Source organism: Comamonas sp. A23 (assembly GCF_004522605.1).
Lineage (GTDB): Bacteria > Pseudomonadota > Gammaproteobacteria > Burkholderiales > Burkholderiaceae_C > Comamonas > Comamonas thiooxydans.
In genome coordinates this window covers 11,809-37,586 of sequence record NZ_RSDT01000009.1, presented here as the reverse complement: position 1 = coordinate 37,586, position 25,778 = coordinate 11,809, and the positions used below count along the sequence as shown (strand labels likewise).

Genomic DNA, 25,778 nt, shown 5'->3' with positions numbered 1-25,778 from the left:
GCATTGCAGTGGCCCAGGGGGCAGAGGTCCGAGTCATCGTAGAGCAAACAGGGCATGCGCCAATAGGGGCTGCCATCAAGATTGCGTGGAGTCTTGCCGGAAGATTATTCAAAAAAGAGTAGCCGCAAGCGATTGCTACATAAGGGATACAGACCTTTGACTTTGATTTCGGCGTGCCGGAAGCGATCGTTCACTTGGATTTTGATTCGGCTTTGAGCTGGCTGATGGCTTCCTGAAAGCCCTGTAGATACTTGGTGCGCGTCTGCTCGGCCAGGGTAGGCCACTGTGCGGCTGGCAGGCTCAGCGATTCCATCGTCAGCCTGGCGGCCAGTTGCGGGTCACGGGAGGCCTGAACCGCCTGCATGCCGTGCAGATTGATCCAGTGCGGGTCGTAGGCGTGGGGTGTACGGCGATCCCAGTCCACAACCTTGGCGATCAACTCCTGAGCCTTGTCCAGATCCTGAAACAGATGGCGGTTGATGGGGGCTCCATAGCTCTGATTCATCACATCGACCGCTTGTCTGGCAGTGACGTCGGCGCAGCGATTGGCGTCGAAGCGGGCACGCAGCTGGCCGGCGTAGAACCAGAAGGCAGCCTCGTCCCGCAGACCTGCCTTGAACAGTGTTTGCGACAGCACATAGAACACGGGCGGTTGAAAGCGCTCGGGCGCTGCGCGTACGCGTTCGAGCACGGCTTGCTGCTGCTGAGGCGTGCCCTGCGACAGCAAGCGAAGAGCCTCCTGCCCCAGTCTGGTGTCGATCTGCGCATAGACGCCCTGGGGGACCAGTACCTGAGTCGCAGGGGAAGGCAATGGCTTGGGCGCAGCCGATGGCTGCTGAGTCTGTGCGGAAGCAAAGCCCGAGAGCGCCACCAGCGCACCGGTCACCATCTTTGCTGCGACATGGCTCATGCTGAACTCCTTGTACTTGCGATGCAAATCATTCTGGACGGTGTCAGACAAATACCCACTCTGTCGCATATCTTAAATAGCATGCTTGGTATCTGTGTCTCGTATTTACCAAGAATTCAATAAAGACGAGGCATCGCGTTGCCGTAAAGCCCGAAAGCTTTGCTTGCTGATGGCGGCGATATGCCCAAGGCCGGCCTAGCCGGCACATGGGCTTTGCCATCGGTGCTGCGCCAATGGCAGAGAACTGATGCAGCCTCGCCACCGAGCCGATAGACCGTCAAAACCGGCAGGCTCAGTCCCGGGCGTTGAAGGCCCTGTGATAACTCACCTCGCCTTGCGGCGGCAGGCCTTCGAAAGTCAGGGCCTGAAAGTACTCGGCAGGCACTCCGGGCAGCACCAGGCCCGGCACCGTCCGGAAACCAAAGCGCCGGTAGTAGTCCGGATCGCCAAGCAGCACGCATCCCCGCGCAGACTGCGCATGCAGAGCGCTGATGGCTGCCTGCATGAGTGCACTGCCGATACCCTGTCGCTGTCTTTGGGGAATGACGGAGATGGGGCCCAGGCCAAACCAGTGCTGGCTGCCGTCACTGATGGTGACGGGAGAGATGGCGACATGCCCGACGATTTGCTCGTCAATCTCTGCGACCAGGGACAGGGCAAGCGCCCCGGCTGCGCGCAACTCACGCACGATGAATTGCTCGGTGTGGTCGGTATGCTGTGCGTCCTTGAAGGCCTGTATCGTCACTTGCTCGATGGCCTGGGCGTCGGCGGGGAGTTCTGCTCGGATTTGCATGGCTTGGAATGGGTTCACAAAAATTCTGCCTCGACTATGCCGCAAACAGAGAAAGAGCCGGGGAAACGGCCAATGGCCCTGCTGCAGCCGCTGTCCAGGCGATCGGGCATGAAAAAACCGCCCGAAGGCGGTTCTTCAAGACAGGGCCTGCTGGGTGATTACACACCGGCCACTTCAATGCCCTTGAATTCCCCGGTCGCAATCTTTTCCTTCCAGATGGCGGGGCCGGTGATGTGGGCGCTGGTGCCGCCGGCATCCACGGCCACGGTCACAGGCATGTCGACCACATCGAATTCATAGATGGCTTCCATGCCCAGGTCTTCGAAGCCAACGACCTTGGCTTGCTTGATGGCCTTGGAGACCAGGTAGGCGGCGCCGCCCACGGCCATCAGATAGGCCGACTTGTGCTTCTTGATGGCCTCGATGGCGACGGGGCCGCGCTCGGACTTGCCGATCATCGAGATCAGGCCGGTCTGCGACAGCATCATGTCGGTGAACTTGTCCATGCGGGTGGCCGTGGTGGGACCTGCAGGGCCAACCACTTCGTCGCGCACGGGGTCCACGGGGCCTACGTAGTAGATCACGCGGTTGGTGAAGTCCACGGGCAGTTTCTCGCCCTTGGCCAGCATGTCCTGGATGCGCTTGTGGGCGGCGTCGCGGCCGGTCAGCATCTTGCCATTGAGCAGCAGTGTGTCGCCGGGCTTCCAGCTGGCCACTTCTTCCTTGGTCAGATTGTTAAGGTCGACCTTCTTGGACTTGTTGTAGTCGGGGTGCCAGTCGATCTTGGGCCAGGTGTCCAGCGAGGGGGCATCCAGGTGCACGGGGCCTGATCCATCCATCACGAAGTGGGCGTGGCGCGTGGCGGCGCAGTTGGGAATCATGGCCACGGGCTTGGAGGCCGCGTGCGTGGGGTACATGTTGATCTTGACGTCCAGCACCGTGGTCAGGCCGCCCAGGCCTTGGGCGCCTATGCCCAGGGCGTTGATCTTTTCAAACAGTTCCAGGCGCAGCTTTTCCACGTCATCGAGCTCTGCACCGCTGGCAGCTTTTTGCTGCAGCTCGTACATATTGAGGTCTTCCATCAGGCTTTCCTTGGCCAGCAGGACGGCCTTTTCAGCCGTGCCGCCGATGCCAATACCCAGCATGCCGGGCGGGCACCAGCCTGCGCCCATGGTGGGGACGGTCTTCAGAACCCAGTCCACGATGTTGTCGCTGGGGTTCATCATGATCATCTTGGACTTGTTCTCGGAGCCGCCGCCCTTGGCGGCCACGGTCACGTCCACCTTGTCGCCGGGCACGATCTGCACATTGATCACGGCGGGGGTGTTGTCCTTGGTGTTCTTGCGCTTGAACTGGGGATCGGCCACGACGGAGGCGCGCAGCGTGTTGTCGGGGTGGTTGTAGCCACGGCGTACGCCTTCATTGATGGCGTCTTCCAACCCCATGGTGAAGCCTTCCCACTTGACGTCCATGCCCACTTTCAGGAACACGTTGACGATGCCGGTGTCCTGGCAGATGGGGCGCTGGCCGGTGGCCGCCATCTTGGAGTTGGTCAGGATCTGTGCCATCGCATCCTTGGCCGCAGGGCTTTGCTCGCGTTCATAGGCGCGGGCCAGATGCTGGATGAAATCCGGCGTGTGGTAGTAACTGATGTACTGGAGGGCACCTGCGATCGAATCGATCAGGTCCTGCTGGCGGATGGAGGTGGTCATCGTGAAGCTTCTCGGGGGTTGCAATCTGTACGCGTGGGGCGCGCACGGTAAACCCATCGATTATCGGTCCAGACGACAATTCTTGCAGCCATAACCCACCAGTCTTATATATGACTGGTGGGCGCTGTGTGGCGTTCAGCCGGTCAGTGCGCCGAGGATGGAGGCCGAGAAATCGGCCTGACCACCTCGGCGATCGCCTCTTGCCCAGGCCAGCAGGCTGTCCGCCGGCATGGGGCGCGCGTAGAAGTAGCCCTGAAGCTCATCGCATTGCATGTCGATCAGGATGTCCCGCTGACCCGCAGTTTCCACACCCTCGGCCACCACGCGCAGGCCTAGGGCATGGGCCAGGCGCACGACGGCATGGACCACGGCGCGGGCATCTTCCTCGGTTTCCAGGTCGCGGATGAAGCTGCGGTCGATCTTCAGCTGCTGCGCGGGCAACTGACGCAGATAGTTGAGGCTGGAGTAGCCGGTGCCAAAGTCGTCGATAGAGAGAAAGATGCCGATGTCGCGCAACTCCTCGATTGCGCGCTGCGTGGCCTGGGTGTCTTCCATGGCCACGGATTCGGTGATCTCGCAGAGCAGCTGGCTGGCCTGTACGTCGTGGCGCAGCAGCGTCTGGGTGATGCGATCTGCCAGGCCGCTTTCGCGCAGCTGGTGCACGGAAAGATTGATCGCCACCCGCATCTGCAGTCCCATATCGCGCCACAGGGCCAGCTGGCGGCAGGCTTCTTCGATCACCCAGTTGCCCAGGCTGTTGATGATGCCGAAGCGCTCGGCCAGGGGAATGAAGATGTCCGGGGCAATCATGCCGCGTTCGGGGTGAGCCCAGCGCAGCAGCGCCTCGACCCCGATGATGTTGCCGCGCTCGCTGTCGATCTTGGGCTGGTAATGCAACTCCATCTGACCGCGCTGAATGGCGTGGCGCAGGTCGTTTTGCAGCTCCAGCTGCTCGGATGCATCGCTGCCCATATGCGGCTCGAACACTGCAAAACCGTTGCCACCATTGCGTTTGGCTGCGTACATGGCGGCGTCTGCGTTGGCGATCAGGTGGTCGCGGTCACCATGGTCGGGAAAGGCCACGATGCCGATGGAGCAGGTGATCTGCAGCTCCTTGTTGCCTAGGCGAAAGGGCTGACTAAGCGCCTTGAGAATGCGATTGGCCACTGCCATGCAGGCGGCCACGTCCTGGGTGTCCTCCAGCAGCACCAGGAACTCATCCCCGCCCACGCGGGCCACGGTATCGCTGCTGCGGGCTTCCGCCATGAGGCGCTCGGCCGCGCTGACGAGGATCTGGTCGCCTGCTGCATGACCGAAGGAGTCGTTGATGGGCTTGAAGCCGTCCAGATCCACAAACAAGATTCCCAGCCTCTCCTTGGTGCGCGAGCGGTTGGCGCGCTCCAGGCGCAGCAGGGCATGGATGAGGCGGTCTTCGAACAGCAGTCGGTTGGGCAGATTGGTCAGTGGATCGGCAAAGGCGCGCTGGCGCAGCTCGGTATTGGCCAGCTGCAGCTTGGCATTGGCTTCCTGCAGCGATTGATTGAGCTTGAAGGCTGTGCTTTGCAGGCGCGCATCGAGCAAGGTGCTGAACATCGCCGCAATCAGCAGCATGACCGTGGTGATGATGATGATGGTGGTGAGCTCGGGGCCGCTCAGGGCTTCCGCACTCAGGCAGACCGAGCCGCTGGCAAAGCTGGCTGCCGACATTCCGGTGTAGTGCATGCCACAGATTGCAAAGCCCATGACCAGTGCCGCCAATGTCTGGAACAGCCATAGCCGCTTGCCGGAGAGCGAAAACAGCGCGCGAAACAGAGTCAGCGCCGTGGCCGAGGCCAGTACTGCGATCAGAGCGGAGGCCGCCACCAGCGGCCAGTCCCAGGCAATCGGGATGGACATCTCGATGGCAAGCATGCCCAGATAGTGCATGGCGCAGATGCCGCCGCCCATGAGCAGCGAGGCGCCCAGAAAATGAGGCCAGCGGTATTCGGCCCTGGTTGCCACTCCAAAGGCCAATGCCGATGCCGCGACTGCCGCGACCCAGGATGCCAGCGTCAGAGCACCGCTGTAACCCAGGGTGATGGGCAGCTCAAACGCCTGCATGCCGATGAAGTGCATGGCCCAGACCCCCGTGCCCATCACCATGGCGCCGATGGCCCACCAGATGCGTCCGATTCTGCCCGAGGCCATGCGCATGCGACGGGCCAGACCCAGCGTCACAAAAGAGGCAAATACCGCGATGACGATGGAGACACACACCATCATCGTGCTGTAACTTGATGTCATGACGGTGGTGGCGATGGGGGGGGAAATATCAGTGAACATTGATGTGGCGGGCCAGCAAGGCCGGTCGGATTCTTTGTCCGACATTGATTTAATGTAACTATGTATTTCTGGCCTTGCCGGCGCAGGGGTGTTGCCTCGATTGTGCTTGCAGCCTGCCGGGCTGAGCTAGCATGGACCGGTTGTGGGAGTGGCCTGCCTGGCGGTGGGTCGACTTCCGTTTGCGGCCAACGGCAGCCAGATTTCTTCAGCCAGCTGCGCCGAGTTGTATTGCAAGGAGCGATTCCATGACAGTCACCCGCCAGGAAAAAGACACTTTTGGCCTGATCGATGTACCCGCCAACAAGCTCTGGGGCGCGCAGACGCAGCGCTCGTTGCAGAATTTTGACATCAGCGGCGAGCAGCAGCCGCGTGAAATCATTGCTGCGCTGGCGCAGGTCAAAAAGGCCTCCGCCAGCGTCAACCAGGCGCTGGGTCTGCTGGACGAGAAAAAATCCAGAGCCATCAATGCGGCCGCCGATGAGGTGCTCGCGGGCAAGCACCCCGATGAGTTCCCCCTGGTGGTCTGGCAGACAGGTTCCGGCACCCAGACCAATATGAACGTCAACGAGGTGCTGGCCAATCGGGCCAGCGAGCTGATGGGCGGCGAGCGCGGTGAAGCCCGTCTGGTGCACCCGAATGACGACGTGAATAAAAGCCAGTCCAGCAACGATGTCTATCCCACGGCCATGCATGTGGCGGCGGTGACGGCCATCGAGCACAAGTTGCTGCCTGCCATCGCCAAGCTGCGTGTCACGCTGCTGGCCAAGAGCGAAGCCTTTGCCGATATCGTCAAGATCGGTCGCACGCATTTGCAGGATGCCACGCCGCTGACGCTGGGTCAGGAAATATCCGGCTGGGTGGCCCAGCTGGCCCATGGCGAAGCCCATGTGCGGGCTGCATTGCCGCATCTGTATGAGCTGGCCCTGGGGGGGACGGCCGTGGGTACGGGGCTGAATGCCCCCAAGGGCTATGCCGAAGGCGTGGCGGCGGAACTGGCCAGACTGACAGGCTCCCCGTTTGTCACCTCGCCCAACAAGTTCGAGTCTCTGGCGAGCTGCGACGGCTTGGTTTATGCACATGGCGCTCTCAAGACGCTGGCTGCAAGCCTGATGAAAATCGCCAACGACGTGCGCTGGCTGGCATCCGGGCCGCGCAGCGGCCTGGGCGAAATCTCGATCCCGGAGAACGAGCCGGGTTCGTCCATCATGCCGGGCAAGGTCAATCCCACGCAGTCCGAAGCCGTGACCATGCTTTGCGCCCAGGTGTTCGGCAACGATGTGGCCATCAATTTCGGCGGAGCCTCGGGCAACTTCGAGCTCAATGTGTTCCGCCCCATGGTGGCGCACAACTTCCTGCAAAGCGTGCGCCTGCTGGCCGACGGCATGGTCAGTTTCAACGATCACTGCGCCGTGGGCATAGAGCCCAACCGTGCGCGCATTGACGAACTGGTAGGCCGTTCGCTGATGCTGGTGACAGCGCTCAACACGCATATCGGTTACGACAAGGCAGCCTATATTGCCAAGAAGGCGCACAAGGAGGGCAGCAGCCTGCGAGACGCGGCCATTGCCAGCGGCCATGTGACGGCCGAGCAGTTCGACCAGTGGGTCGTGCCCGAGCAGATGGTCGGCAATCTGTAAGCCGTTTCCGTACTGAAAAGAGCCCGCCTGCCGGGCTCTTTTCTTTTTGTCCAGGGTTTGCACACAATGCGACATCGTTGATGACTGGAGTCGGCATGCCCGCACAGCAGCACCTGGAGCAGGTTTCGGTTTCGGATCTACGGCCCACGCAGATGACGGTGGGGGCTGCCGAAGTGTTGCTCAAACGCTCTCAATGGGCTCAGCTGAAATCCAAGGCTCGCGACAAACTGTTGCTCAGTCACTGGTTTCCAGCCGTGAAAGGTCCTCAGGGCCGGTTTTTCATCGTGGATCACCATCATCTGGGACTGGCGCTGATGCAAGAAGCGGTCAAAACCGTCTGGGTCATGCAACTGGCCGATCTGAGCGAACAGGGCGCGCAGATGTTTTGGCGCGTCATGGAGTTCCACCACTGGGCGCACCCTTATGACGAGAAGGGGCGGCGTTGCGAGTTTTCGCAGATCCCCCAGCAACTGAGCCAGCTTAGGGATGACCCGTATCGCAGCTTGGCGGGGGAGGTGCGCAAGGCCGGTGGTTATGCCAAGGATGCCTCGCCTTATGCCGAGTTCCTCTGGGCTGATTTCTACCGGCCTCTGTTTCGCAAGGCGGATTTGCGAAGCAGTGGTGGTTTGGGCTTGCCTGAGTCTGCGGTCGTGGAGGCTGTTGCGCTGGCCCGTAGCGTCAAAGCGCAGTTCTTGCCAGGCTGGTCAGGCGTGACCAGCAATCTGCACAAGCCTTTATGACTGCGCGCTGGATGCTTGCGGGCGCGGACTGGATTGCGGGCCTGTCTATCGCGGGGCTGCTGCTGCCCGAGGCCGTGGCCTATTCTGGCATTGCCGGTGCGCCGCCTCAGGCCGGGGTGATTGCGCTGTTTGCGGGCTTGCTGGTCTATGGGCTGCTCGGTACCAGCCGCTTTGCGATTGTGTCGTCGACCTCATCCTCAGCGGCTGTGCTGCTGGCGGCCACGGGCTCGGTGCTGCATGTCTCGGCCGATCATCGCGCGCTCATGGGTGTGGCCATGGTGCTGGTGGCTGGGGTGATGTTTGTGCTGGCGGGCCTGCTGCGGCTGGGCGGCATCTCGCAATTCATTGCCAAGCCCGTGCTGCGCGGCTTTGCCATTGGTCTGGCGCTGACCATTGTGGTCAAGCAACTGCCACTGGCTGTGGGCGTGCATCCCGCGCACAGCGACTTTCTGCATTTCAGCTGGGACTTGATCGCGCTGCTACCGCGCTGGAACTGGTATGGCCTGACCATGCTGCTTGTGGCCTTGCTGGCGCTGCGGCTTCTGGCGCGGTGGAAAGCCGTGCCCGGTGCTTTGCTGGTGATTGCGGCGGGCATTGCGCTCGATGCACTGGGCTTTTGCAGGAGCTGGGGCATAGCGCCTGTGGGTTCGCTGCAACTGGGTGCTGCGCATCTGGCCCTGCCTGCGCTGGACTGGAGCGATTGGCTGCGCGTGGGGCAGCTGGCTGTGGCGCTGGCCCTGATTCTGTATGCCGAGTCATACAGCTCCATCCGCTCGCTGGCGCTGCGCCATGGCGATGGGGTGAACAGCAACCGCGATCTGCTGGCGCTGGGCGGCGCCAATATGGCCTCGGCCCTGTTTCAGGGCCTGCCTGTGGGTGCAGGGTTTTCGGCCAGCTCGGCCAATGAGGTGGCTGGCGCGCAGACCAAGGCCGCAGGCCTGATTGCCTGCGCCGTGGTGGCCGTGCTGGTGTGGCAGTTGCTGCCCTGGATGGAGCGAATCCCTGAGCCCTTGCTGGCCGCCATCGTCATTCATGCGGTGGCACATTCGCTCAACTGGCGCACGCTGCAGCCTTATTTCATCTGGCAGCGTGATCGCGCCGTGGCGCTCACAGCTTTTGCTGCCGTGATTGTGCTGGGTGTGCTTGATGGCCTGCTGCTGGCCATGGTGGTCAGCATTGTGATGCTGCTCAAGCGCATGGCCCAGTCCCATGTCAGCGAGCTAGGGCGGCTGGTGGGCAGCCATGATTTTGTGGACCGCCAGCGCCACCCAGAAGCGCAACCTGTGCCGGGTCTGCTGATTCTGCGGCCCGAGGAAAGCCTGTTCTTTGGCAATGCCGAGGCTGTGATGAGCGATATCCGCGCGCGCGTGGCGCAAGCTGCAGATGTGCATGCCGTGGTGCTGAGTCTGGAAGAAAGCCCTGATCTCGACAGCACCGGCATTGAGGCACTGGGCGAGCTGGCGTGTCAGCTGCAGCAAGCCGGGGTGCTGCTGCGGCTGGCCCGCGTCAAGGACAGTCTGCGCGAGCTGCTGCAGCGCGTGCAGATGCCGGGGCTCAACCCCGACTGCTATTCAGCCTGGAGCGTGGACGATGCCGTGCAGGCCTTGACCGCCGATTTTCACCAGGTGCCCGGCGGTGCCACACAGCCTGCGTCTTCGATATAGACATGCTTGCCTTGCTCCAGCTCGTCGGCCAGCAGCGCCAGCCAGGCCGAGAAGCTGGGTGCAAACACGCCCTTGGGGCCTCCCTCGTGATCAAACTCGATGATCTGGCCCGCATGGCCACCAGCCGCTGGCGCAAGGTCCAGCATGGCGCCATCGCCGCAGTTGTCGGTCAGGGGAATACGCAGTGCATCCCAGTACACGGGGCGCAGGGGGCCTTGCAGATAGTCGGGGTTGTAGTCCGGGCCAAGCCCCCAGCCTTCGCTCTTTTGCATGTCCGCATACATCTGCCAGACCTCCAGCATGCGCTGTGTGGACAGCAGCTCGCCAAAGTACAGCAGATACGCCTCATTGGCCGCGCCGTTGTGCAGGGCCAGTGACTCACGCACATCGTCCGGCAGGCGCTGACCCAGGGCGGCTTCCAGCTCGGCAATTTCTGCCTCGCTGGCGCCATCGGCCAAGACCAGAGTGTCTTTGGGTGTGTTCTGGGCATACCAGGCGCCGATGCGCTGCCAGCTTTGGGCGATGGATGACATGGTGCTCCTTGAATCTGTTTGCTACTGAATATATAGCTGTTTACGATTTTCCATCAAGCGCTAGAGGCCGGTTTCATCTTGAGCGCGCTGCGAAAGCCCAGCTGACCCACGATGCAGGCAATCAGCAGCACTGTAAAAGCCGATAGCGCCGGGCTGCCACCCAGGCTGCCACCCAGGCTGGCTCCCAGCGTGCACAGACCGCCCACGGCCATTTGCGTGAAGCCATAGACTCCGGCGGCCGATCCCGTCAAATCGCTGTGCACGCCCAGAGCCTTGGAGAGTGCGGCGGGGCTGGTCATGCCGGAACCCAAGGTAAACAGCAGCATCAATGTCACGACAGCGGGTACGTTGATCAGCTGCAGCAGCGTCAGGACTACCAGTGCAGCCGCACAGCCCAGGCTCAACATATTGCCGCCCAGTATCAGCCGCTCCAGTGGCCAGCGTTTGATGAGCTGGCGTGCCAGCGCATTGCCTGCTGCCATGCCGGCCATCAGCACCCCGAGGTAGATTCCAAGCTGCGCCTTGCTGGTGTGCAACTGCTCGATGAAGATGAACGGCGCTGCAGCAATAAAGGCGTACATGGATGTGGTGGCGCTACCGCCGCCTATGGCGAAGCCCAGAAACTGGGGGGAACCCAGCAAGGTTCGATAGTCATTGCGCACGGTGCGCCAGTTCAGTTTGCCGGTGGGGTGACCGGTCTCAGGAAGCAGGCGCCAGACTCCGATGGCCGTCAGCGCGCCCATGAGCGCCAGCACCGCGAAAATGATGCGCCAGCCAAACAGGGCATCCAGCCCCGAGCCTATGGAGGGGGCGATGCCCGGGCCAATCATCATCATGAGATTGAGCAAGGCCAGACTGCCCACGGCGGTTTCCGGTGTCGCAGTGTCGCGGGCAATGGCGCGGCCCAGTGCCAGGCCGGCACAGCCGCCCAGAGCCTGAATCAGGCGCGCGCCAATCAGCATATTCGCGCTGGGGGCCAGAAAGGCCGCAAGGCTGGCGACGGTGTAGAGACACAGTCCGACCAGCAACAGAGGGCGGCGACCCAGTGCATCCGACATGGGGCCATAGATCAGCTGGCCCAGTGCCAGGCCGAGGATGTAGACGGTGATGGTCTGCTGCATCTGTCCGCTGCTGGCGCCGAAGTGGCGAGCAGCATCGGGCAGAGCCGGGATGAACATATGCATGGCCATGGTGCCGGCAATGGTGACCATGACCAGCAGCCAGAGCGGCGCTTTGCGTACAGGGGTGACGGGACTTTGCATACAAGTGAAATCCGGAACTGGCTGTGAGGGTTCTGTTGCGTGCGGCGCTAGTTCAGCTTTCGGGCTGGGAGCCCTCGCTGGCGCTTGCTTCCAGCGCAGCCATCTTTTCCAGCATGGTTTCCAGTGCATCCAGTGTGGCGTCCAGCAGATCGGGGGGCAGCTCCTGCATGACTTCGCTGCGGACATCCGCCACGATGGTCTTGACGGTCTCGACCTGAAGCAGTCCGGCCGCCGTGAGCTGTATGCGCTTGACGCGCCGATCGGCATCGTCGATGCGCTCCACCCAGCCTTGGGCCTGAAGGCCGTCAATCAGTCGCACGATGGAAGAGCTGTCCAACGCCAGCGCCAGAGCAAGGTCCTTTTGCCGCATGGCACCCGCACTGCGCTCCAGGTGGACCAGGGGCAGCCACAGCGCCTGCGTCAGACCCAGGGGTGCCAGGACCTTGTCCAGCGTGCGGCGCCATTGCTTGTTGACCTGCGCCATGACGAACATGAGCTGGCGCTGACGACTGGACAGTGAGGCGGTGCTGGACATTCCGAATGCATTCAAATAGTTGGTATTCAAATTATTGCGCAAACAGTATTTATCTTGTTAACAGGGTTTTAGGCAAGGATGCTGTGACCTGCTGTCGTCGGACATGGCACCTTGTCAGGCGTGCGACGCATCGTCCAAACGGAGTGCGGATTTGCCTGTGCTGCGAGCTGCTCCTGCTTGTTCAACAATTTCCTGATTGCTGACGGGAGCGCTGCGGCAAAACGACAAATCACCACAGGAGACAGACCCTATGCAAAGCCCTGCATGCATTCGATCCCACCACCGGCCAAACCGGCGTTTGATGAGCCTGGCCGTTGCAGGATTGCTGGGCTGGCTGTCCATGCCGGCGCTGGCTGGGCAGCATGTGGATGACGCCCATATCGAAGCCAATGCCAGGACCGGCAAGGACTGGCCCAGCCATGGGCTGAACTATCAGGAAAATCGCTTCAGCCCGCTCAAGCAGATCCACAGTGGCAATGTGGACCAACTGGGCCTGGCCTGGTCGTACAAGCTCGATTCGTCGCGCGGCGTGGAAGCCACCCCCATCGTGGTGAACGGCGTGATGTATGTTTCCGCCCCCTGGAGCGTGGTGCATGCGGTGGATGCGCGCACGGGCAAGGCGCTATGGACCTACGACCCACAGGTGCCGCGCGAGATGGCCTACAAGGGCTGCTGCGATGTGGTCAACCGCGGTGTGGCCGTCTACAAGGGCAAGGTGTTTGTGGCTGCCTTCGACGGGCGGCTGATTGCGCTGGACGCTGCCACGGGCCAGCAGGTCTGGTCCACGGACACCATAGACAACAAGAATTTTTCATACACCATCACGGGCGCTCCGCGAGTGTTCAAGGGCAAGGTCTATATCGGCAATGGCGGCGCCGAATATGGTGCTCGCGGTTATGTGACGGCCTATGACGCCGAGACCGGCAAGCAGGTTTGGCGCTTTTATACCGTGCCAGGCGATCCGGCTCGGGCTTATGAGAGCAAGGCGCTGGAGGAGGCGGCCAAAACCTGGGACCCGGCAGGCAGGTATTGGGAGAGCGGCGGTGGCGGAACGGTCTGGAACTCGCTGGTGTTCGACCCAGAACTCGATCAGATGTATATCGGCGTGGGCAATGGTTCACCCTGGGCGCACCGCAAGCGCAGTCCTGCGGGGGGAGACAACCTCTATCTGGGCTCCATCGTGGCGCTGGACCCGGACACGGGTGCCTACAAATGGCACTACCAGGAAACGCCGGGCGATAACTGGGACTTCACTTCTGCCCAGGATATCGTGCAGGCTGACATCAGAATTGACGGCAAGCTGCGCAAGGTATTGCTGCATGCGCCCAAGAACGGCTACTTTTTTGTGATCGACCGCCAGAGCGGAAAATTCATCTCTGCGAGGAACTTTGTGCCCGTGAACTGGGCCAGGGGCTATGACGGCAACGGCCGTCCCATCATGGAGGAGGCCGTGCGCAGAGCCAGCAAGGCCGAGATCATTCCCGGCCCTCTGGGGGCGCATAACTGGCATTCCATGGCCTATAGCCCGCAGACAGGGCTGGCCTATATTCCGGCCCAGCATATTCCCACGGCCATGGCTGACGATCCGAACTGGACCGGCTTCAACAGCAATACGCCGGGCCAGCTCATGAGCAATACCGGCTGGAATACGGGGCGCGTGATGCTGGAGCCCAGCAGCCTGCCCTTTGGTCGCTTGATCGCCTGGGACCCGGTGCGGCAAAAGGAAGCCTGGCATCAAAAGCATGTCTCGCCCTGGAATGGCGGAACGCTGGCGACGGCCGGCGATCTGGTCTTTCAGGGAACGGCCGACGCGCGGCTGGTGGCCTATCACGCCAGAAGCGGCAAAAAGCTCTGGGCGGCTCCCATGGGCAGCGGCGTGATTGCGGCACCGGTGAGCTATGAACTGGACGGCCGGCAATATGTCTCGATTGCAGTGGGCTGGGGTGGTGCTTTTGGCCTGGGTGACCGCGTGGCCGACTTCAAGAGCCCCGGCACGGTCTATACCTTTGTGTTGGGAGGCAAGGCCCCGATGCCGGAACGGGTGGCCTATCAGATGAATGCCCTGATCGGTGGGCTCAAGTACGACCAGCAACTGGTGCCGGCCGGTGCCGCACTCTACAACAGCAACTGCATTGCCTGTCACGGCTATCCTGGCATCAGCAAGGGCGGAGCCCTGCCCAGCCTGACCTATCTGCCTGCGGCCATGATTGACAATCTGGGCAGCTTCATCATCAACGGCCCGGCCACCTCGCGTGGCATGCCCGATTTTGCGGGCAAGCTCAGCGACGACGATGTGCAAAAGCTACGCGCCTTTATTCTCGCAATGGCCGATGCGGTAAGACCGGGCCTGCCGGCAGAAAAAGGCAGGTAAGCGCCGCCGACGCAGGACCGATCACGTGCAAACGCGAGCTCCCGGGCCGTCGCTCTTGCCTTAGAGGCCCAGCGACTTGAGCAGGTCGTCGGTGTCGCTGGAGGCTACAGCAGTATTGATAGCGGCAGGTGCTTGTCCAGATTGGGCTTCACGGGCCTGGGCCATGACAAGATCAGGGTCCGGTTTTTCCTGGGCCTCGAAGTCCTTGATCTTGATGAACTCCATGTGATCCACCGCCATCTCCAGATAGAAGATGTTGTTGTTGCCTGTGTAGAAGGTCACGCGGCGCGCTTCCGGGGCATCCAGATTGGCATCCACGCTCAGATTGACCTGCTTGTTCAGGCGGATCATCTTGGGCTGGCTTTGCGCGATATGGGTCTGCAGCTCGCGCTGCACCTTGCTGGTGAAGTCGCCAACGACCTGGTTCATCAGTTCGCCCATGACGTTGCTCACATCGTCCGAGGTATAGGAACTGGCCAGATCGCTCTCGGCCATGCCCATGGACAGCAGATAGCTGCGGTAGAGTTCCATGGCCGCATCGGCCGAGAAGTTGATGATGATGAGCGCAGAAAAGCCGCCATCGATCAGCACAAAGCAGCCGATATCGGGTTTGAGACTGGTCTTGGTGATGCGTTGCACCATGCCCGAGTACTGGATCGGGCACTGGGTGGCCACCTGCAGCACGCGCGAGACGGAGTTGCACAGGGCAATCAGCACATCTTCGGTGCCGTGGACGATGGGGGCGGTGGGTTGGCTCATGGCTGCATTGGTTCAAGAGATCGCTGATTATGTATGCAACACTTTGTTGCATAGAGATATCTGCAGCAATTGAAGGCTGCCGCTGTCTGTTAACGTGCCTGCTTTTGGAAAATCAGAGGTATTCATGCAGAGCAAGCTGTGGCGCCTGGCGGCCAGTGTCATTGTGGTGACGGGTTTGACCGCCTGTTCGAGCTTGTCCGGCATGACGGACAAGGTTTCCCAGACCTGGGACAAGACCTGGACCGGTCTGACGGGCAAGAAGCAGGCCCAGGCCCAGACCGAGGTCAGGCAGGCCGGCCCTGCCGCCGCAGGCCTCAAGCCTAGCGAGGAAAGCGGGCGCTGGCAGGGTCTGTACAGCCTGGATGGCGAGACGGCCCGCTTTCAGGAGTGCGAATCCGGCCAGATCATCAGCGTTCTGCCCGAGGGCGACAGCGTGCTGCTGGAGCAGGCCTATCTGAACACGCGCAGCAGCGCCACTGTCGCCATGCTGGCTGAAGTGCAGGGCAGGGTGGTAGAGCGAGCCGTGGCCGATCCGGTGCTGGCTCGACAGGGGCGCAAGATGTTGGCGCTGCGGGTGGAGCGCTTTGTCGCCCTGTCCAGCCAGGCGGCCTGCCGCAATGCCAAGGCCAACTGGTAGGCAGCGGCCCGCTGCCGAAAGCACTTTTGATAGCTGCCAGTGCTTTGTCATAAAGCGCTGTAGCCGTTTTTGATCCTTATCTGGCAGCAGCGCGCGCCTGTTCCAGCCAGCCGTCAAAAGTCTGTTGATGGGCCTTGATCCAGCCGTCCACATGGCGGCTGACGTCGGCCGAGCTGCTCTCGCCCTGGCGCATGCGCATGTTCTGGGCGTTGATGTCCTCGATAGATAGCTGCATCACGGCAAACAGCTTGGCTGCCGCCGGATTCTTCTCGGCCCAGGCCTTGTTGGCCAGGATGTACTGCTGATTGAGCTTGAAGCCGTAGTTCTTGCCATTGGGCAACTGGGTCTGGTCTTCGCCCTGGGCACCGGGGACATTGGGTACCTCCAGCCAGCTGACCTCCTTGCCCGGGCGCAGCACGGTGTTCACCCAGAACGGGGTCCAGACGTAGTAGAGAATGGGCTTTCCGCTTTTGTAGCGGGTGATGGTGTCGGCAATCAAGGCCTGGTAGTTGCCTTGCCTGTGGGTGATGCTGGACTCCAGATCCAGTCCCTTGAGATGCTTGTTGATGGCCAGCTCGCAGCCCCAGCCCGGGTTGCAGCCCGTCAGATCGGCCTTGCCGTCGCCATCGGTGTCGAACAGCGCTGCCAGCTTGGGGTCCTTGAGCTGCGTGATGCTGGTGATTTTGTACTTCTCGGCCGTGGCCTTGTCGATCAGATAGCCTTGCACCGCATTGCGCGAGTAAGTGCCGGCGCGATAGAAGGCCCTGTCTGCGCCATTGTTCTCATAGAAGGCGCGGTGCAGCGGCATCCAGTGAGTGGCGGTAAAGGTGGCATCGCCCTGGGCCACTGCCACATGCTGGGTGCCGTTTTCCAGGCTCTTGACGGGTTGTACCCGGTAGCCCAGCTTCTCCAGAGCACGCGAAACCAGCAGGGTCTGGAACATTTCCTCATCCACCGTGCCCTTGAGTGGCTGCACCGAGACGCCTTTGCCGGGCAGCTCGTCAGCGTTTGTTTGCGCTTGCGCGGCAGCGGCGCCAAAGCTCAGCAAGGCGATGGCAACCAGATCGCGGTATCGGGGCTGCAGGGTTGGGAGAGGGGAATGTGCGGGCTTGTTGCTGTGCATGAATACTCCTTGGATGCTGGGTGCCTACCCCGAAATCGGCATGAAAAAAGCGAAAGGGTTGATGAAGGAAACGGCGCCCGGATCAGGTCCGGTGCGCCGTTGGCGAATCAGGATTTCAGGGCTGCGGCCTTGGCCTGGGCAATCCAGGCGTCAAAAGTCTGCTGGTGGGCCTTGATCCAAGCGTCCACATGGCGGTGGATATCGGCGGGCTTGCTTTCCCCTTCGCGCAGCAGCTGGTTCTGGCGGCTGATGTCGTTGATGGGAATCTGCATGATCTCGAACAGCTTGCCGGCGGCCGGGTTCTGCTCGACCCAGAGCTTGTTGGCCACGATGTACTCGTTGTTGAGCGGAAAGCCGTAGTTGCGGCCATTGGGCAGCTTGGTGTCGGTGCCGGCCTGCACCCCGGGCATGGAAGAGCGCGACACCTGCAGCCACACCACTTCCTGGCCGGGGCGCAGCACATTGCTGAGCCAGTAGGGCGTCCACGCGTAATACAGCACAGGCTTGCCGGCCTTGAAGCGCGCCAGCGTGTCGGCAATCAGCGCCGGATAGTTGCCCTGGGTGTAGCTGACGGTGTTTTCCAGACCGAAAGCCTTGATCTGGTGGGCCACCACGGCCTCGCCACCCCAGCCGGCGTTGGGACCGATCAGATTGGCCTTGCCGTCGCCGTCGATATCGAACAGGGCCGCCAGTCCGGGGTCCTTGAGCTGGTCGAGATGGGTGATCTTGTGTTTGTCGGCTGTCTTCTTGTCGATCATGTAGCCCTGGGCCGCACCGGCTGCATACACGCCCTTGCGCGAGAGCTTGGCGTCGCCGCCGGCCTGCTGATAGAACTCGGCGTGGTGCGGGTTCCAGTGGTTGGCCATGAAACTGGCATCGCCATTGGCCACGGCCACGTGGATCAGCGGGTAGTCCAGCTCTTCCCAGGGCTTGACGGTGTAGCCCAGTTGCTGCAGCGCCTTCATCACCAGCAGCGTCTGGAAGTTCTCCTCGGCCAGAGCGCTCTTGACGGGCAACACGGTGATGCCTTGGCCCGGAAGCGCATCGCCAGACACATTCTGGCCGGCTGCCCAGCTTGGTGACTGACCCAGACTCAGCGCTGCGGCTCCGGCCGTGCCCAGCAGCAGCTGGCGCCTGGCGCGTCGGTTTGGGGTCGGGGTCTGCACAGACTTGCTCATTGTTCTTGTCTCTCCTTGGCTTGGGTGGGCCTGCGGCCCGATTGCAAATGACACCCCACGCTCCCCACTGCGTGTGGTTCGCTGCCCCTCCAGGAGGGGCGTTTTATCTTGGGGCGGCCCGGTGATAAAAAAACGGCGGCCGCCGTAGCGGTCGCCGTGATTCGGGGATTGTGATCAGGACTTCTTGGCAGCCGCCAGCGCCTGGCTGATCCAGCCGTCGAAAGTCTTCTGATGGGCCTTGATCCAGCCGTCGGTGTGACGCTCGATGTCGGAGGCCTTGTTCTGGCCCTGGCTCATCATGTAGTTCTGGGCGTTGATGTCGCCCACGGGCAGCTTGATGATTTCAAACAGCTTGGCTGCCGCAGGGTTCTGCTCTGCCCAGGCCTTGTTGGCCACGATTTGCTGGTTGTTGGCAATGAAGCCGTAGTTCTTGCCGTTGGCCAGCTTGGTGTCCGTGCCGGACTGCTCGCCGGGCAGTGCGGAGAACGGAACCTGCAGCCAGACCACATCCTTGCCGGGCTTGAGCACATTGCTCACCCAGTAGGGCGTCCAGGTGTAGTAGAGGATGGGCTTGCCGGCCTTGTAGCGTGTGATGGTGTCGGCCATCAGCGCCGAATAGGTGCCCTGCTTGTGGGTGACCGTATCGCGCAGCTTGTAGGCGCCGAGCTGGTGCTCGATCATGGCCTCGCAGCCCCAGCCGGGCGTGCAGCCTGTCAGGTCGGCCTTGCCGTCACCGTCGGTGTCGAACAGCTTGGCAATTTCGGGGTTCTTGAGCTGGCCCAGATTCGTGATCTTGTGTGCATCGGCCGTCTTCTTGTCGATCAGATAGCCTTGAGCTGCATTGGCCGAGAACACGCCCTTGCGGTAGAGCTTGGCGTCGCCGCCCGCATTCTTGTAGTAGTCGGCGTGCAGCGGGTTCCAGTGATTGGCCATGAAGGTGGCATCGCCGTTGGCCAGTGCAATATGGGCCGTGGGGTATTCCACTTCCTTCATGGGCTGGACCTCGTAGCCCAGCTTTTCCAGGGCCTTCATGACGAGCTGGGTCTGGAAGGCTTCTTCGGCAATCGAGCTCTTGAGCGGCTGGACCTTGACGCCCTTGCCAGGAAGCTCGTCGGCAGCGAAAGCAGCGGTGCTCACCATGGACAGGGCCATGGAGGCTGCGGCTGTGCTGGCAAGCAGCCAGTGGCCCAGGCCATGGCGGATGCTGGCAGTGTTGGTGGCTGTATTCATGCGTTCTCCTTGTTCTTGATTCAGATCGTTGCTGGCTTGGTGGCTTCGCTGCCGGGCTTGGGAGCCGGTGCCGAGCGCTTGTTGCCCAGCAGACGCACGGCCAGACCAGCTGGGCCGGTGGCCCACCAGCGGGCACTGCCGCGCTTGGGCTCGCCCATGGCCTGGGTGATGCGGTCCAGCACGATGGCCAGCAGCACGATGCCCAGGCCGCCGACGGTGGCCAGACCCATGTCCAGACGGCCGATGCCGCGCAGCACCATCTGGCCCAGACCGCCGACGGCGATCATGGAAGCAATCACCACCATGGACAGGGACAGCATCAGCGCCTGGTTGATACCGGCCATGATGGAGGGCATGGCCAGCGGCAGCTGGACTTTCCACAGCAACTGGGCGGGCGATGCACCGTAGGCACGGCTTGCCTCGATCAGGTCGGGGCGTACCTGGCGAATGCCCAGGTTGGTCAGGCGGATCAGCGGCGGCAGGGCAAACACAATCGTCACGATCACTCCGGGCACATTGCCAATGCCGAACAGCATGACCACCGGCACCAGATACACGAAGGCCGGTGTGGTCTGCATGGCGTCCAATAGTGGGCGCGTCCAGCGCTGGGCACGGTCGCTGCTGGCCAGCAAGATGCCGACGGGCAGGCCGATCACGATGCAGAAGAACAGCGAGGTCAGCACCAGGGCCAGCGTGACCATGGCTTCGGACCAGATGCCCAGCAGGGCAACAATCAGCAGCGAAACTGCCGAGCCAATGGCTAGCTTGCGGCCTGCAAACTGCCAGGCCAGCAGGGCAATCAGCAGCACCAGTGCGGGCATGGGGATGGTCTGCAGCACATCGGTCACACCGTTGAGCGTGGCGTCGATGGGGGTACGAACAGCCTGGAAGAAGGGGCGGAAATGATCAACCACCCAGGTGAGGCCGTTGTTGATCGAGTCCTGCACGGGCAGGCCTTCGGTGGTGATCTGGTGCCAGAGCTGGCCTATGCCGCCGTCATGCTCGGGCACATCGGTGGGCGAGGGAGTGCTGAGCCAGTCGGTGCTGCTGGCCTGGCTGGCAGCATCGCCGCTGCTCCAGGCATCGGTGCTTGAGCCGGCATCCGCATCGGCATAGGAGGCAGCCCAGGGATCGGCATCTGCCGCCGAGCTAGTGACATTGGCGCTGGCCGGCTCGGTGGCGGGCGCAGAGGCTGCGGCCCACGGGTCGTCAAAAGCCGTGCTGGTGGTTTCTGTGTTGGGGTTGTTCAGTGCGTTGTCGTTCAAATCGGCTCCCTTCTTTTATTGCGCTGCGTGCTGGGCAGCTTGCGTGTTGGACTTGGGCTGGAAGTGCTGGTCCAGCTTGATGGGCGGAATTTCCTTCTGGGGTGGCGGCACCGGCGGGGTGGCGCGATCCAGGAACTTGAGCATGGTGGTGCGACTGATAACGCCCAGGTATTTGCCCTCTTCATCCACCACAGGCAGCGGGTAGGCAGGAGTGGCTACGGTGCCGAACAGCTCGGCCACCGGCGTGCTGCTGGCTATAGGCTGCACATCGGAGATGAAGGCGTGCTTGAGGCCCAGCATTCCCTCGTGGCCGTGCAGCGCATCGCGCAGCGACTGCGACGAAACCACGCCCAGAAAGCGTTTGCGGGCATTGAGCACATAGGCGTAATCGCGGTCGGAGTCCTCCAGCAGGCGAAGCGCGGCGCGGCAGCCACGGTCGCTGTGTTCGGAAATCACGGTCAGCGCCTGACGGGCGATGTCGGCGGCCTTGAACACGGCTGCCGCATCCACGCCCTGAATGAAGGTGCGCACATAATCGTTGGCCGGGTTGCGCAGAATCTCGTCGGGCGTGCCGACCTGCTGCACCATGCCGTCTTTCATGATGGCGATGCGGTCGCCAATGCGCATGGCTTCGTCCAGATCGTGAGAGATGAAGACGATGGTGCGGCGCTTGATTTCCTGCAGACGCAACAGTTCGGACTGCATCTCGGTGCGGATGATGGGGTCCAGTGCCGAGAAGGCCTCGTCCATCAGCAAAATGGACGGGTCGGAGGCCAGCGCGCGGGCCAGGCCCACGCGCTGCTGCATGCCGCCGGAGAGCTCGTCCGGGTAGCTGGCGCCCCAGGCACCCAGACCCACCTGCTCCAGGGCATCCTGAGCCTGCTGCTGGCGCGTGGCGCGGTCCACGCCGGCCAGCTCCAGACCAAAGGCCGTGTTGTCCAGCACCGTGAGGTGGGGCATGAGGGCAAAGGACTGGAACACCATGGAGATGTCCTTGCGGCGCAGCGCGCGCAGTTCCTTGTCATTGAGCGCATTGATGTCCTGGCCGTCGACCAGGATGCGGCCGCTGGTGGGCTCGATCAGGCGATTGAGCATGCGCACCAGGGTGGACTTGCCCGAGCCCGACAGGCCCATGACTACAAAGATTTCACCGGCTTCGATGGTGAAGTCGGCGTCGAACACGCCGATGGATTGCCCGGTCTGGGCGAGGATCTCCTGCTTGCTCCGGCCCTGTTTCACAAGGCTGAGCGCGGTTTTCGGATCGTTGCCGAAGACCTTGAAGACATGATCGATAGCGATTTGCTTGGCCACTGTGGCGTTCTCCTTTTTGATGAGATGGAACACAGTCCAGCGCCCACAGCCGGCGATGCCGGTGGGCGCTGGCGCACAAGCCAAAATAAAAGCCCTGATGCCGCAGCTCAGCCCGGCCTTGTGGACAGGACTGCGCAATGCAGATGGCGCAGCGATGGCGCCGAGTTTTCAGCCCGGATGGCACAGTCAGGTGTGCGCAAGAGCTGGCAAATTGGAAGAAGCAGCTGGCTGGCAGAGCGGGTACCGACTGGCACGCATCTGCACGGCTTCTTGTCAGGCCAACCCCGGCAATATCGGCCGGGGAGAGCCCCCTACATCAGGGCCGTGTTTCGGCCCGGTTGACGGGGCTGCGCCAAAGAGCGGCAAGCGCTCATGAATTGACACAACGATCCGCCGGGAAGTGAGTCAACCGCATCTCAACAATGCGGTGACGACCTGCACGGCAGGTTGTAAATGACTTTTTAATATATCGAATTGGGTTTTATGCGTCAAATCGAGCTGTAAGCTTTGCCGCCTGCATCCGCCGGAAATAGCGCCATTGAAACATTTGCATACGCAAAAACAGGAGACGCAAGTGCTTGATAGATAAGGCGTGGCAGCCTATCGATGGCTTTTTTTTGCCGGTTGTCAGCTTTTGGCGCGTTTTGCCGCTGTCAGGGGCATGAAAAAAGCCCCTTCATGGACAACCATGCGGGGCTTTTTTGGGGGAGGGGGCTGCTTCAGTGGTGAGCGCTTTGGGTGAGCTTGTCGGTCAGGGCAATGGCCAGGGCGCTGAGCAGGAAGACCACATGGATGATGGTCTGCCACATCAGTACCTGCACTTCATAGCTGCCGGCGTTGATAAAGCTCTTGAGCAGGTGGATGGAGCTGATGCCGATGATGGACAGCGCCAGTTTGACCTTGAGTACCGAGGCATTCACATGGCTCAGCCACTCGGGCTGGTCGGGGTGGGATTCCAGGCCCATGCGGCTCACAAAGGTTTCGTAGCCACCCACGATGACCATGATCAGCAGGTTGGAGATCATGACCACATCGATCAGGGCCAGTACCACCAGCATGATGATGGTTTCGTTCAGGTGGGTGATCTGTACATCGCTTTTGTAGCCAATATTGGTGATCAGGGCATGCAAGGCTTCCTGATTGCCGAAGACAGCCTCCACCAGATGCCATAGCTCCAGCAGAAAGTGCCAGACATAGACACCCTGGGCGGCAATCAGACCCAGGTACAGCGGCAGCTGCAGCCAGCGGCTGGCAAAGATCAGCGAGGGCAGGGGGCGCAATGCGCCAGAGGGCTGGTAGCCGCCATGCGGCGTCTGGTGGGTGGAGTTGCCTGCTTCGTCGGAAGGGATGCGGCTCATGATGTGTGCTCGGGGCGGACTGGATGCGATGGGTGGGCAACGGGATGCCGCCACCTTGTAAGACTGGTTTTGCTGGGGCCGCGTCCCGGACTGCCTGCGCCTTCGAGAGCAGGCCGTAATGTGGGCTCAGGCCTCTGCAGCAGCAGGTGCGCGATTCTAAGGGTTTGTTCCAGGGTGTTTTGAAAAAAATGCAAGCAAATCAACACCAAGCAGGCACTTTCTGCTGCAAAAATGGGAGCGAATGACGGGCTTGACGGCGCGCAAAAGCCGCTTCTCAATTTCAGTCAGTGGGGTGTAAGACCGAGCCTTGACAGTACACCCACAATTATTTCATTGCTTATGCATCAGGAGACAAAACGATGAGCGCTGCGACATCAACCATCGAATCCGTGCTGGTGGAAAACCGTGTGTTCCCGCCCCCTGCGGATTTCGCCGCCAAGGCCCGCATCTCGGGCATGGCGCAATACCAGGCCCTGTGCGATGAAGCCGAGCGCGACTATGAAGGCTATTGGGCACGGCTGGCCCGCGAGAACGTGCAGTGGACCAAGCCCTTCACGCAGGTGCTGGACCAGAGCAACCCGCCTTTCTATAAATGGTTTGCCGACGGCGAGCTCAACGCCAGCGCCAACTGCCTGGACAAGCACATGGGCACGCCCGTGGAGAACAAGACGGCCATCATCTTTGAAGCAGACGGCGGCGAGGTCACCAAGGTCACTTACAAAGAGTTGCTCGCCCGTGTGAGCCAGTTCGCCAATGCGCTCAAGGCGCGCGGCGTGCAAAAGGGCGATCGCGTGCTGATCTACATGCCCATGACCATCGAGGGTGTGGTAGCCATGCAGGCCTGTGCACGCATCGGCGCCACGCATTCCGTGGTGTTCGGCGGTTTCTCGGCCAAGGCCGTACAGGAGCGCATTGTGGACGTGGGTGCCAGTCTGGTCGTCACTTCCAACTACCAGATGCGCGGCGGCAAGGAGTTGCCGCTCAAGGCCATCGTCGACGACGCGCTTGCGCTGGGCGGCTGCGAAGCCGTCAAGAGCGTGCTGGTCTATGAGCGCACGGCCACTGCCTGCAATATGGTCGCGGGCCGCGACATCAGCTTCACCGAGGCATTGGCCGGCCAGTCCACCGAGTGCGAAGCCGTGCCCGTCAATGCCGAGCACCCGCTCTTCATCCTCTACACCAGCGGCTCCACCGGCAAGCCTAAGGGCGTGCAGCATGCCACCGGCGGCTATGTGCTGTGGGCCAAGCAGACCTTCGAATGGACTTTCGATGCCAGGGACAGCGATGTCTTCTGGTGCACGGCCGATATCGGCTGGATCACCGGCCACAGCTATGTGGCCTATGGCCCGCTGGCGGCCGGTGCCACGCAGATCGTCTTCGAAGGCGTGCCGACCTTCCCCAATGCGGGCCGCTTCTGGCAGATGATAGAGCGCCACCAGTGCAGCATCTTCTACACGGCACCCACGGCCATACGCTCGCTGATCAAGGCGGCGGACTCCGACCCCAGCGTCCACCCGAAGAACTGGAATCTGTCCAGCCTGCGTCTGCTGGGTTCGGTGGGCGAGCCCATTAATCCCGAGGCCTGGATGTGGTATCACAAGCATGTGGGCGGCGAGCGCTGCCCCATCGTGGATACCTTCTGGCAGACCGAGAACGGCGGCCACATGATCACGCCGCTGCCCGGTGCCACGCCTCTGGTGCCCGGCTCCTGCACCCTACCCCTGCCCGGCATCACGGCGGCCATCGTCGACGAGGCCGGTAACGAGATCCCCAATGGCGCCGGCGGCATCCTGGTGGTGAAGAAGCCCTGGCCCTCGATGATTCGCACCATCTGGGGCGACCCCGAGCGCTTCAAGAAGAGCTACTTCCCCGAAGAGCTCAAGGGCTATTACCTGGCCGGCGACGGCGCCGTGCGCAGCGAGGATCGCGGCTATTTCCGCATCACGGGCCGTATCGACGATGTGCTCAATGTCTCGGGCCACCGCATGGGCACCATGGAAATCGAGTCGGCCCTGGTGGCCAAGACCGATCTGGTGGCCGAGGCCGCCGTGGTCGGCCGTCCCGACGACCTGACCGGCGAAGCCATCTGCGCCTTTGTGGTGCTCAAGCGCGGCAAGCCCACGGGCGAGGAAGCCAGGCAGATTGCGACCGAGCTGCGCAACTGGGTGGCCAAGGAGATCGGCCCGATTGCCAAGCCCAAGGACATCCGCTTCGGCGACAACCTGCCCAAGACCCGCAGCGGCAAGATCATGCGCCGCCTGCTGCGCTCGCTGGCCAAGGGAGAAGCGATTACCCAGGACACCAGCACTCTGGAGAATCCCGCGATCCTCGAGCAATTGTCGGAGACCAATTGAGCCGGCGCATGCCGCTGATCTGAACGCATCATGACGACAGGGCCGCTGGCAACAGCGGCTTTGCCATTTCTGGCGCTTGCTGAC

At 61.8% G+C, this 25,778-nt stretch carries 20 protein-coding genes; 6 read left to right on the top strand and 14 right to left on the bottom strand.

Features of this window, described 5'->3' with window-relative positions; translation table 11 throughout:
• Nucleotides 1-190 precede the first annotated feature (190 nt).
• The 4 genes from EIC84_RS18685 to EIC84_RS18670 form a co-directional block, all read right to left on the bottom strand.
• Nucleotides 191-910 carry a hypothetical protein gene (locus EIC84_RS18685; protein ID WP_003061050.1) on the bottom strand — a complete coding sequence of 240 codons (720 nt, stop codon included), beginning with the start codon at nucleotides 908-910 and terminating at the stop codon, nucleotides 191-193.
• Between the two features lie 292 nt (nucleotides 911-1,202).
• Nucleotides 1,203-1,703 (bottom strand): GNAT family N-acetyltransferase, encoded by a 501-nt coding sequence (locus tag EIC84_RS18680; RefSeq protein WP_003061051.1) that lies wholly within the window; start codon nucleotides 1,701-1,703, stop codon nucleotides 1,203-1,205.
• Between the two features lie 158 nt (nucleotides 1,704-1,861).
• On the bottom strand, nucleotides 1,862-3,415 hold the full coding sequence (locus EIC84_RS18675) for a fumarate hydratase (protein WP_003061052.1): 1,554 nt from the start codon (nucleotides 3,413-3,415) through the stop codon (nucleotides 1,862-1,864).
• Between the two features lie 135 nt (nucleotides 3,416-3,550).
• Nucleotides 3,551-5,737: a bifunctional diguanylate cyclase/phosphodiesterase gene (locus tag EIC84_RS18670; protein WP_237704378.1), complete on the bottom strand. Its 2,187-nt coding sequence runs from the start codon at nucleotides 5,735-5,737 to the stop codon at nucleotides 3,551-3,553.
• Between the two features lie 245 nt (nucleotides 5,738-5,982).
• On the opposite strand from EIC84_RS18670, the gene fumC reads away from it, so the two are divergent.
• The 3 genes from fumC (at nucleotide 5,983) to EIC84_RS18655 (ending at nucleotide 9,778) form a co-directional block, all read left to right on the top strand.
• On the top strand, nucleotides 5,983-7,374 hold the full coding sequence (fumC, locus tag EIC84_RS18665; protein WP_003061054.1) for a class II fumarate hydratase: 1,392 nt from the start codon (nucleotides 5,983-5,985) through the stop codon (nucleotides 7,372-7,374).
• 95 nt (nucleotides 7,375-7,469) lie between these two features.
• Entirely contained in the window at nucleotides 7,470-8,114 is a 645-nt protein-coding gene (locus EIC84_RS18660) for a ParB-like protein (RefSeq protein ID WP_003061056.1), read from the top strand.
• Complete coding sequence (locus tag EIC84_RS18655; protein ID WP_003061058.1) at nucleotides 8,111-9,778, top strand: SulP family inorganic anion transporter; 1,668 nt, start codon at nucleotides 8,111-8,113, stop codon at nucleotides 9,776-9,778. Before EIC84_RS18660 ends, EIC84_RS18655 begins: the two co-directional genes overlap by 4 nt.
• Here the strand turns inward: EIC84_RS18655 and EIC84_RS18650 are convergent.
• From EIC84_RS18650 to EIC84_RS18640, 3 genes are read right to left on the bottom strand one after another with little or no spacing between them, the layout of a single operon-like run.
• Nucleotides 9,733-10,311, bottom strand: coding sequence for an SMI1/KNR4 family protein (locus tag EIC84_RS18650; protein ID WP_003061059.1), 579 nt, complete (start codon nucleotides 10,309-10,311; stop codon nucleotides 9,733-9,735). The genes EIC84_RS18655 and EIC84_RS18650 overlap by 46 nt on opposite strands.
• 53 nt (nucleotides 10,312-10,364) lie before the next feature.
• Complete coding sequence (locus EIC84_RS18645; RefSeq protein ID WP_003061061.1) at nucleotides 10,365-11,573, bottom strand: multidrug effflux MFS transporter; 1,209 nt, start codon at nucleotides 11,571-11,573, stop codon at nucleotides 10,365-10,367.
• Nucleotides 11,574-11,625: 52 nt separating this feature from the next.
• A complete protein-coding gene (locus EIC84_RS18640) occupies nucleotides 11,626-12,108 on the bottom strand; it encodes a MarR family winged helix-turn-helix transcriptional regulator (RefSeq protein ID WP_003061063.1) in 483 nt (160 codons plus the stop codon).
• Between the two features lie 301 nt (nucleotides 12,109-12,409).
• Between EIC84_RS18640 and EIC84_RS18635 the strand changes: the two genes are divergently transcribed.
• A complete protein-coding gene (locus EIC84_RS18635) occupies nucleotides 12,410-14,479 on the top strand; it encodes a PQQ-dependent dehydrogenase, methanol/ethanol family (RefSeq protein WP_003061065.1) in 2,070 nt (689 codons plus the stop codon).
• Between the two features lie 60 nt (nucleotides 14,480-14,539).
• Here EIC84_RS18635 and EIC84_RS18630 read toward each other — a convergent pair whose 3' ends face one another.
• A complete protein-coding gene (locus EIC84_RS18630; protein WP_003061066.1) occupies nucleotides 14,540-15,238 on the bottom strand; it encodes a DUF3334 family protein in 699 nt (232 codons plus the stop codon).
• Nucleotides 15,239-15,362: 124 nt separating this feature from the next.
• Between EIC84_RS18630 and EIC84_RS18625 the strand changes: the two genes are divergently transcribed.
• Nucleotides 15,363-15,875 (top strand): hypothetical protein, encoded by a 513-nt coding sequence (locus tag EIC84_RS18625; protein ID WP_003061068.1) that lies wholly within the window; start codon nucleotides 15,363-15,365, stop codon nucleotides 15,873-15,875.
• 76 nt (nucleotides 15,876-15,951) lie between these two features.
• On the opposite strand, the gene proX (EIC84_RS18620) is transcribed toward EIC84_RS18625, so the two are convergent.
• The 6 genes from proX (EIC84_RS18620) to EIC84_RS18595 form a co-directional block, all read right to left on the bottom strand.
• Nucleotides 15,952-16,998, bottom strand: coding sequence for a glycine betaine/L-proline ABC transporter substrate-binding protein ProX (gene proX, locus EIC84_RS18620; protein WP_003061070.1), 1,047 nt, complete (start codon nucleotides 16,996-16,998; stop codon nucleotides 15,952-15,954).
• Nucleotides 16,999-17,105: 107 nt separating this feature from the next.
• The gene (proX, locus tag EIC84_RS18615) at nucleotides 17,106-18,176 is read right to left on the bottom strand and encodes a glycine betaine/L-proline ABC transporter substrate-binding protein ProX (protein ID WP_003061072.1); all 1,071 of its coding nucleotides are present in this window, start codon (nucleotides 18,174-18,176) and stop codon (nucleotides 17,106-17,108) included.
• A gap of 174 nt (nucleotides 18,177-18,350) precedes the next feature.
• A complete protein-coding gene (proX, locus tag EIC84_RS18610) occupies nucleotides 18,351-19,406 on the bottom strand; it encodes a glycine betaine/L-proline ABC transporter substrate-binding protein ProX (RefSeq protein WP_003061074.1) in 1,056 nt (351 codons plus the stop codon).
• 20 nt (nucleotides 19,407-19,426) lie between these two features.
• A complete protein-coding gene (proW, locus tag EIC84_RS18605; protein ID WP_003061076.1) occupies nucleotides 19,427-20,671 on the bottom strand; it encodes a glycine betaine/L-proline ABC transporter permease ProW in 1,245 nt (414 codons plus the stop codon).
• Between the two features lie 15 nt (nucleotides 20,672-20,686).
• On the bottom strand, nucleotides 20,687-21,982 hold the full coding sequence (gene proV, locus EIC84_RS18600) for a glycine betaine/L-proline ABC transporter ATP-binding protein ProV (RefSeq protein WP_003061078.1): 1,296 nt from the start codon (nucleotides 21,980-21,982) through the stop codon (nucleotides 20,687-20,689).
• Between the two features lie 719 nt (nucleotides 21,983-22,701).
• A complete protein-coding gene (locus tag EIC84_RS18595; protein WP_003061080.1) occupies nucleotides 22,702-23,340 on the bottom strand; it encodes a YqhA family protein in 639 nt (212 codons plus the stop codon).
• Nucleotides 23,341-23,699: 359 nt separating this feature from the next.
• On the opposite strand from EIC84_RS18595, the gene acs reads away from it, so the two are divergent.
• On the top strand, nucleotides 23,700-25,694 hold the full coding sequence (gene acs / locus EIC84_RS18590; protein WP_003061081.1) for an acetate--CoA ligase: 1,995 nt from the start codon (nucleotides 23,700-23,702) through the stop codon (nucleotides 25,692-25,694).
• Nucleotides 25,695-25,778 lie beyond the last annotated feature (84 nt).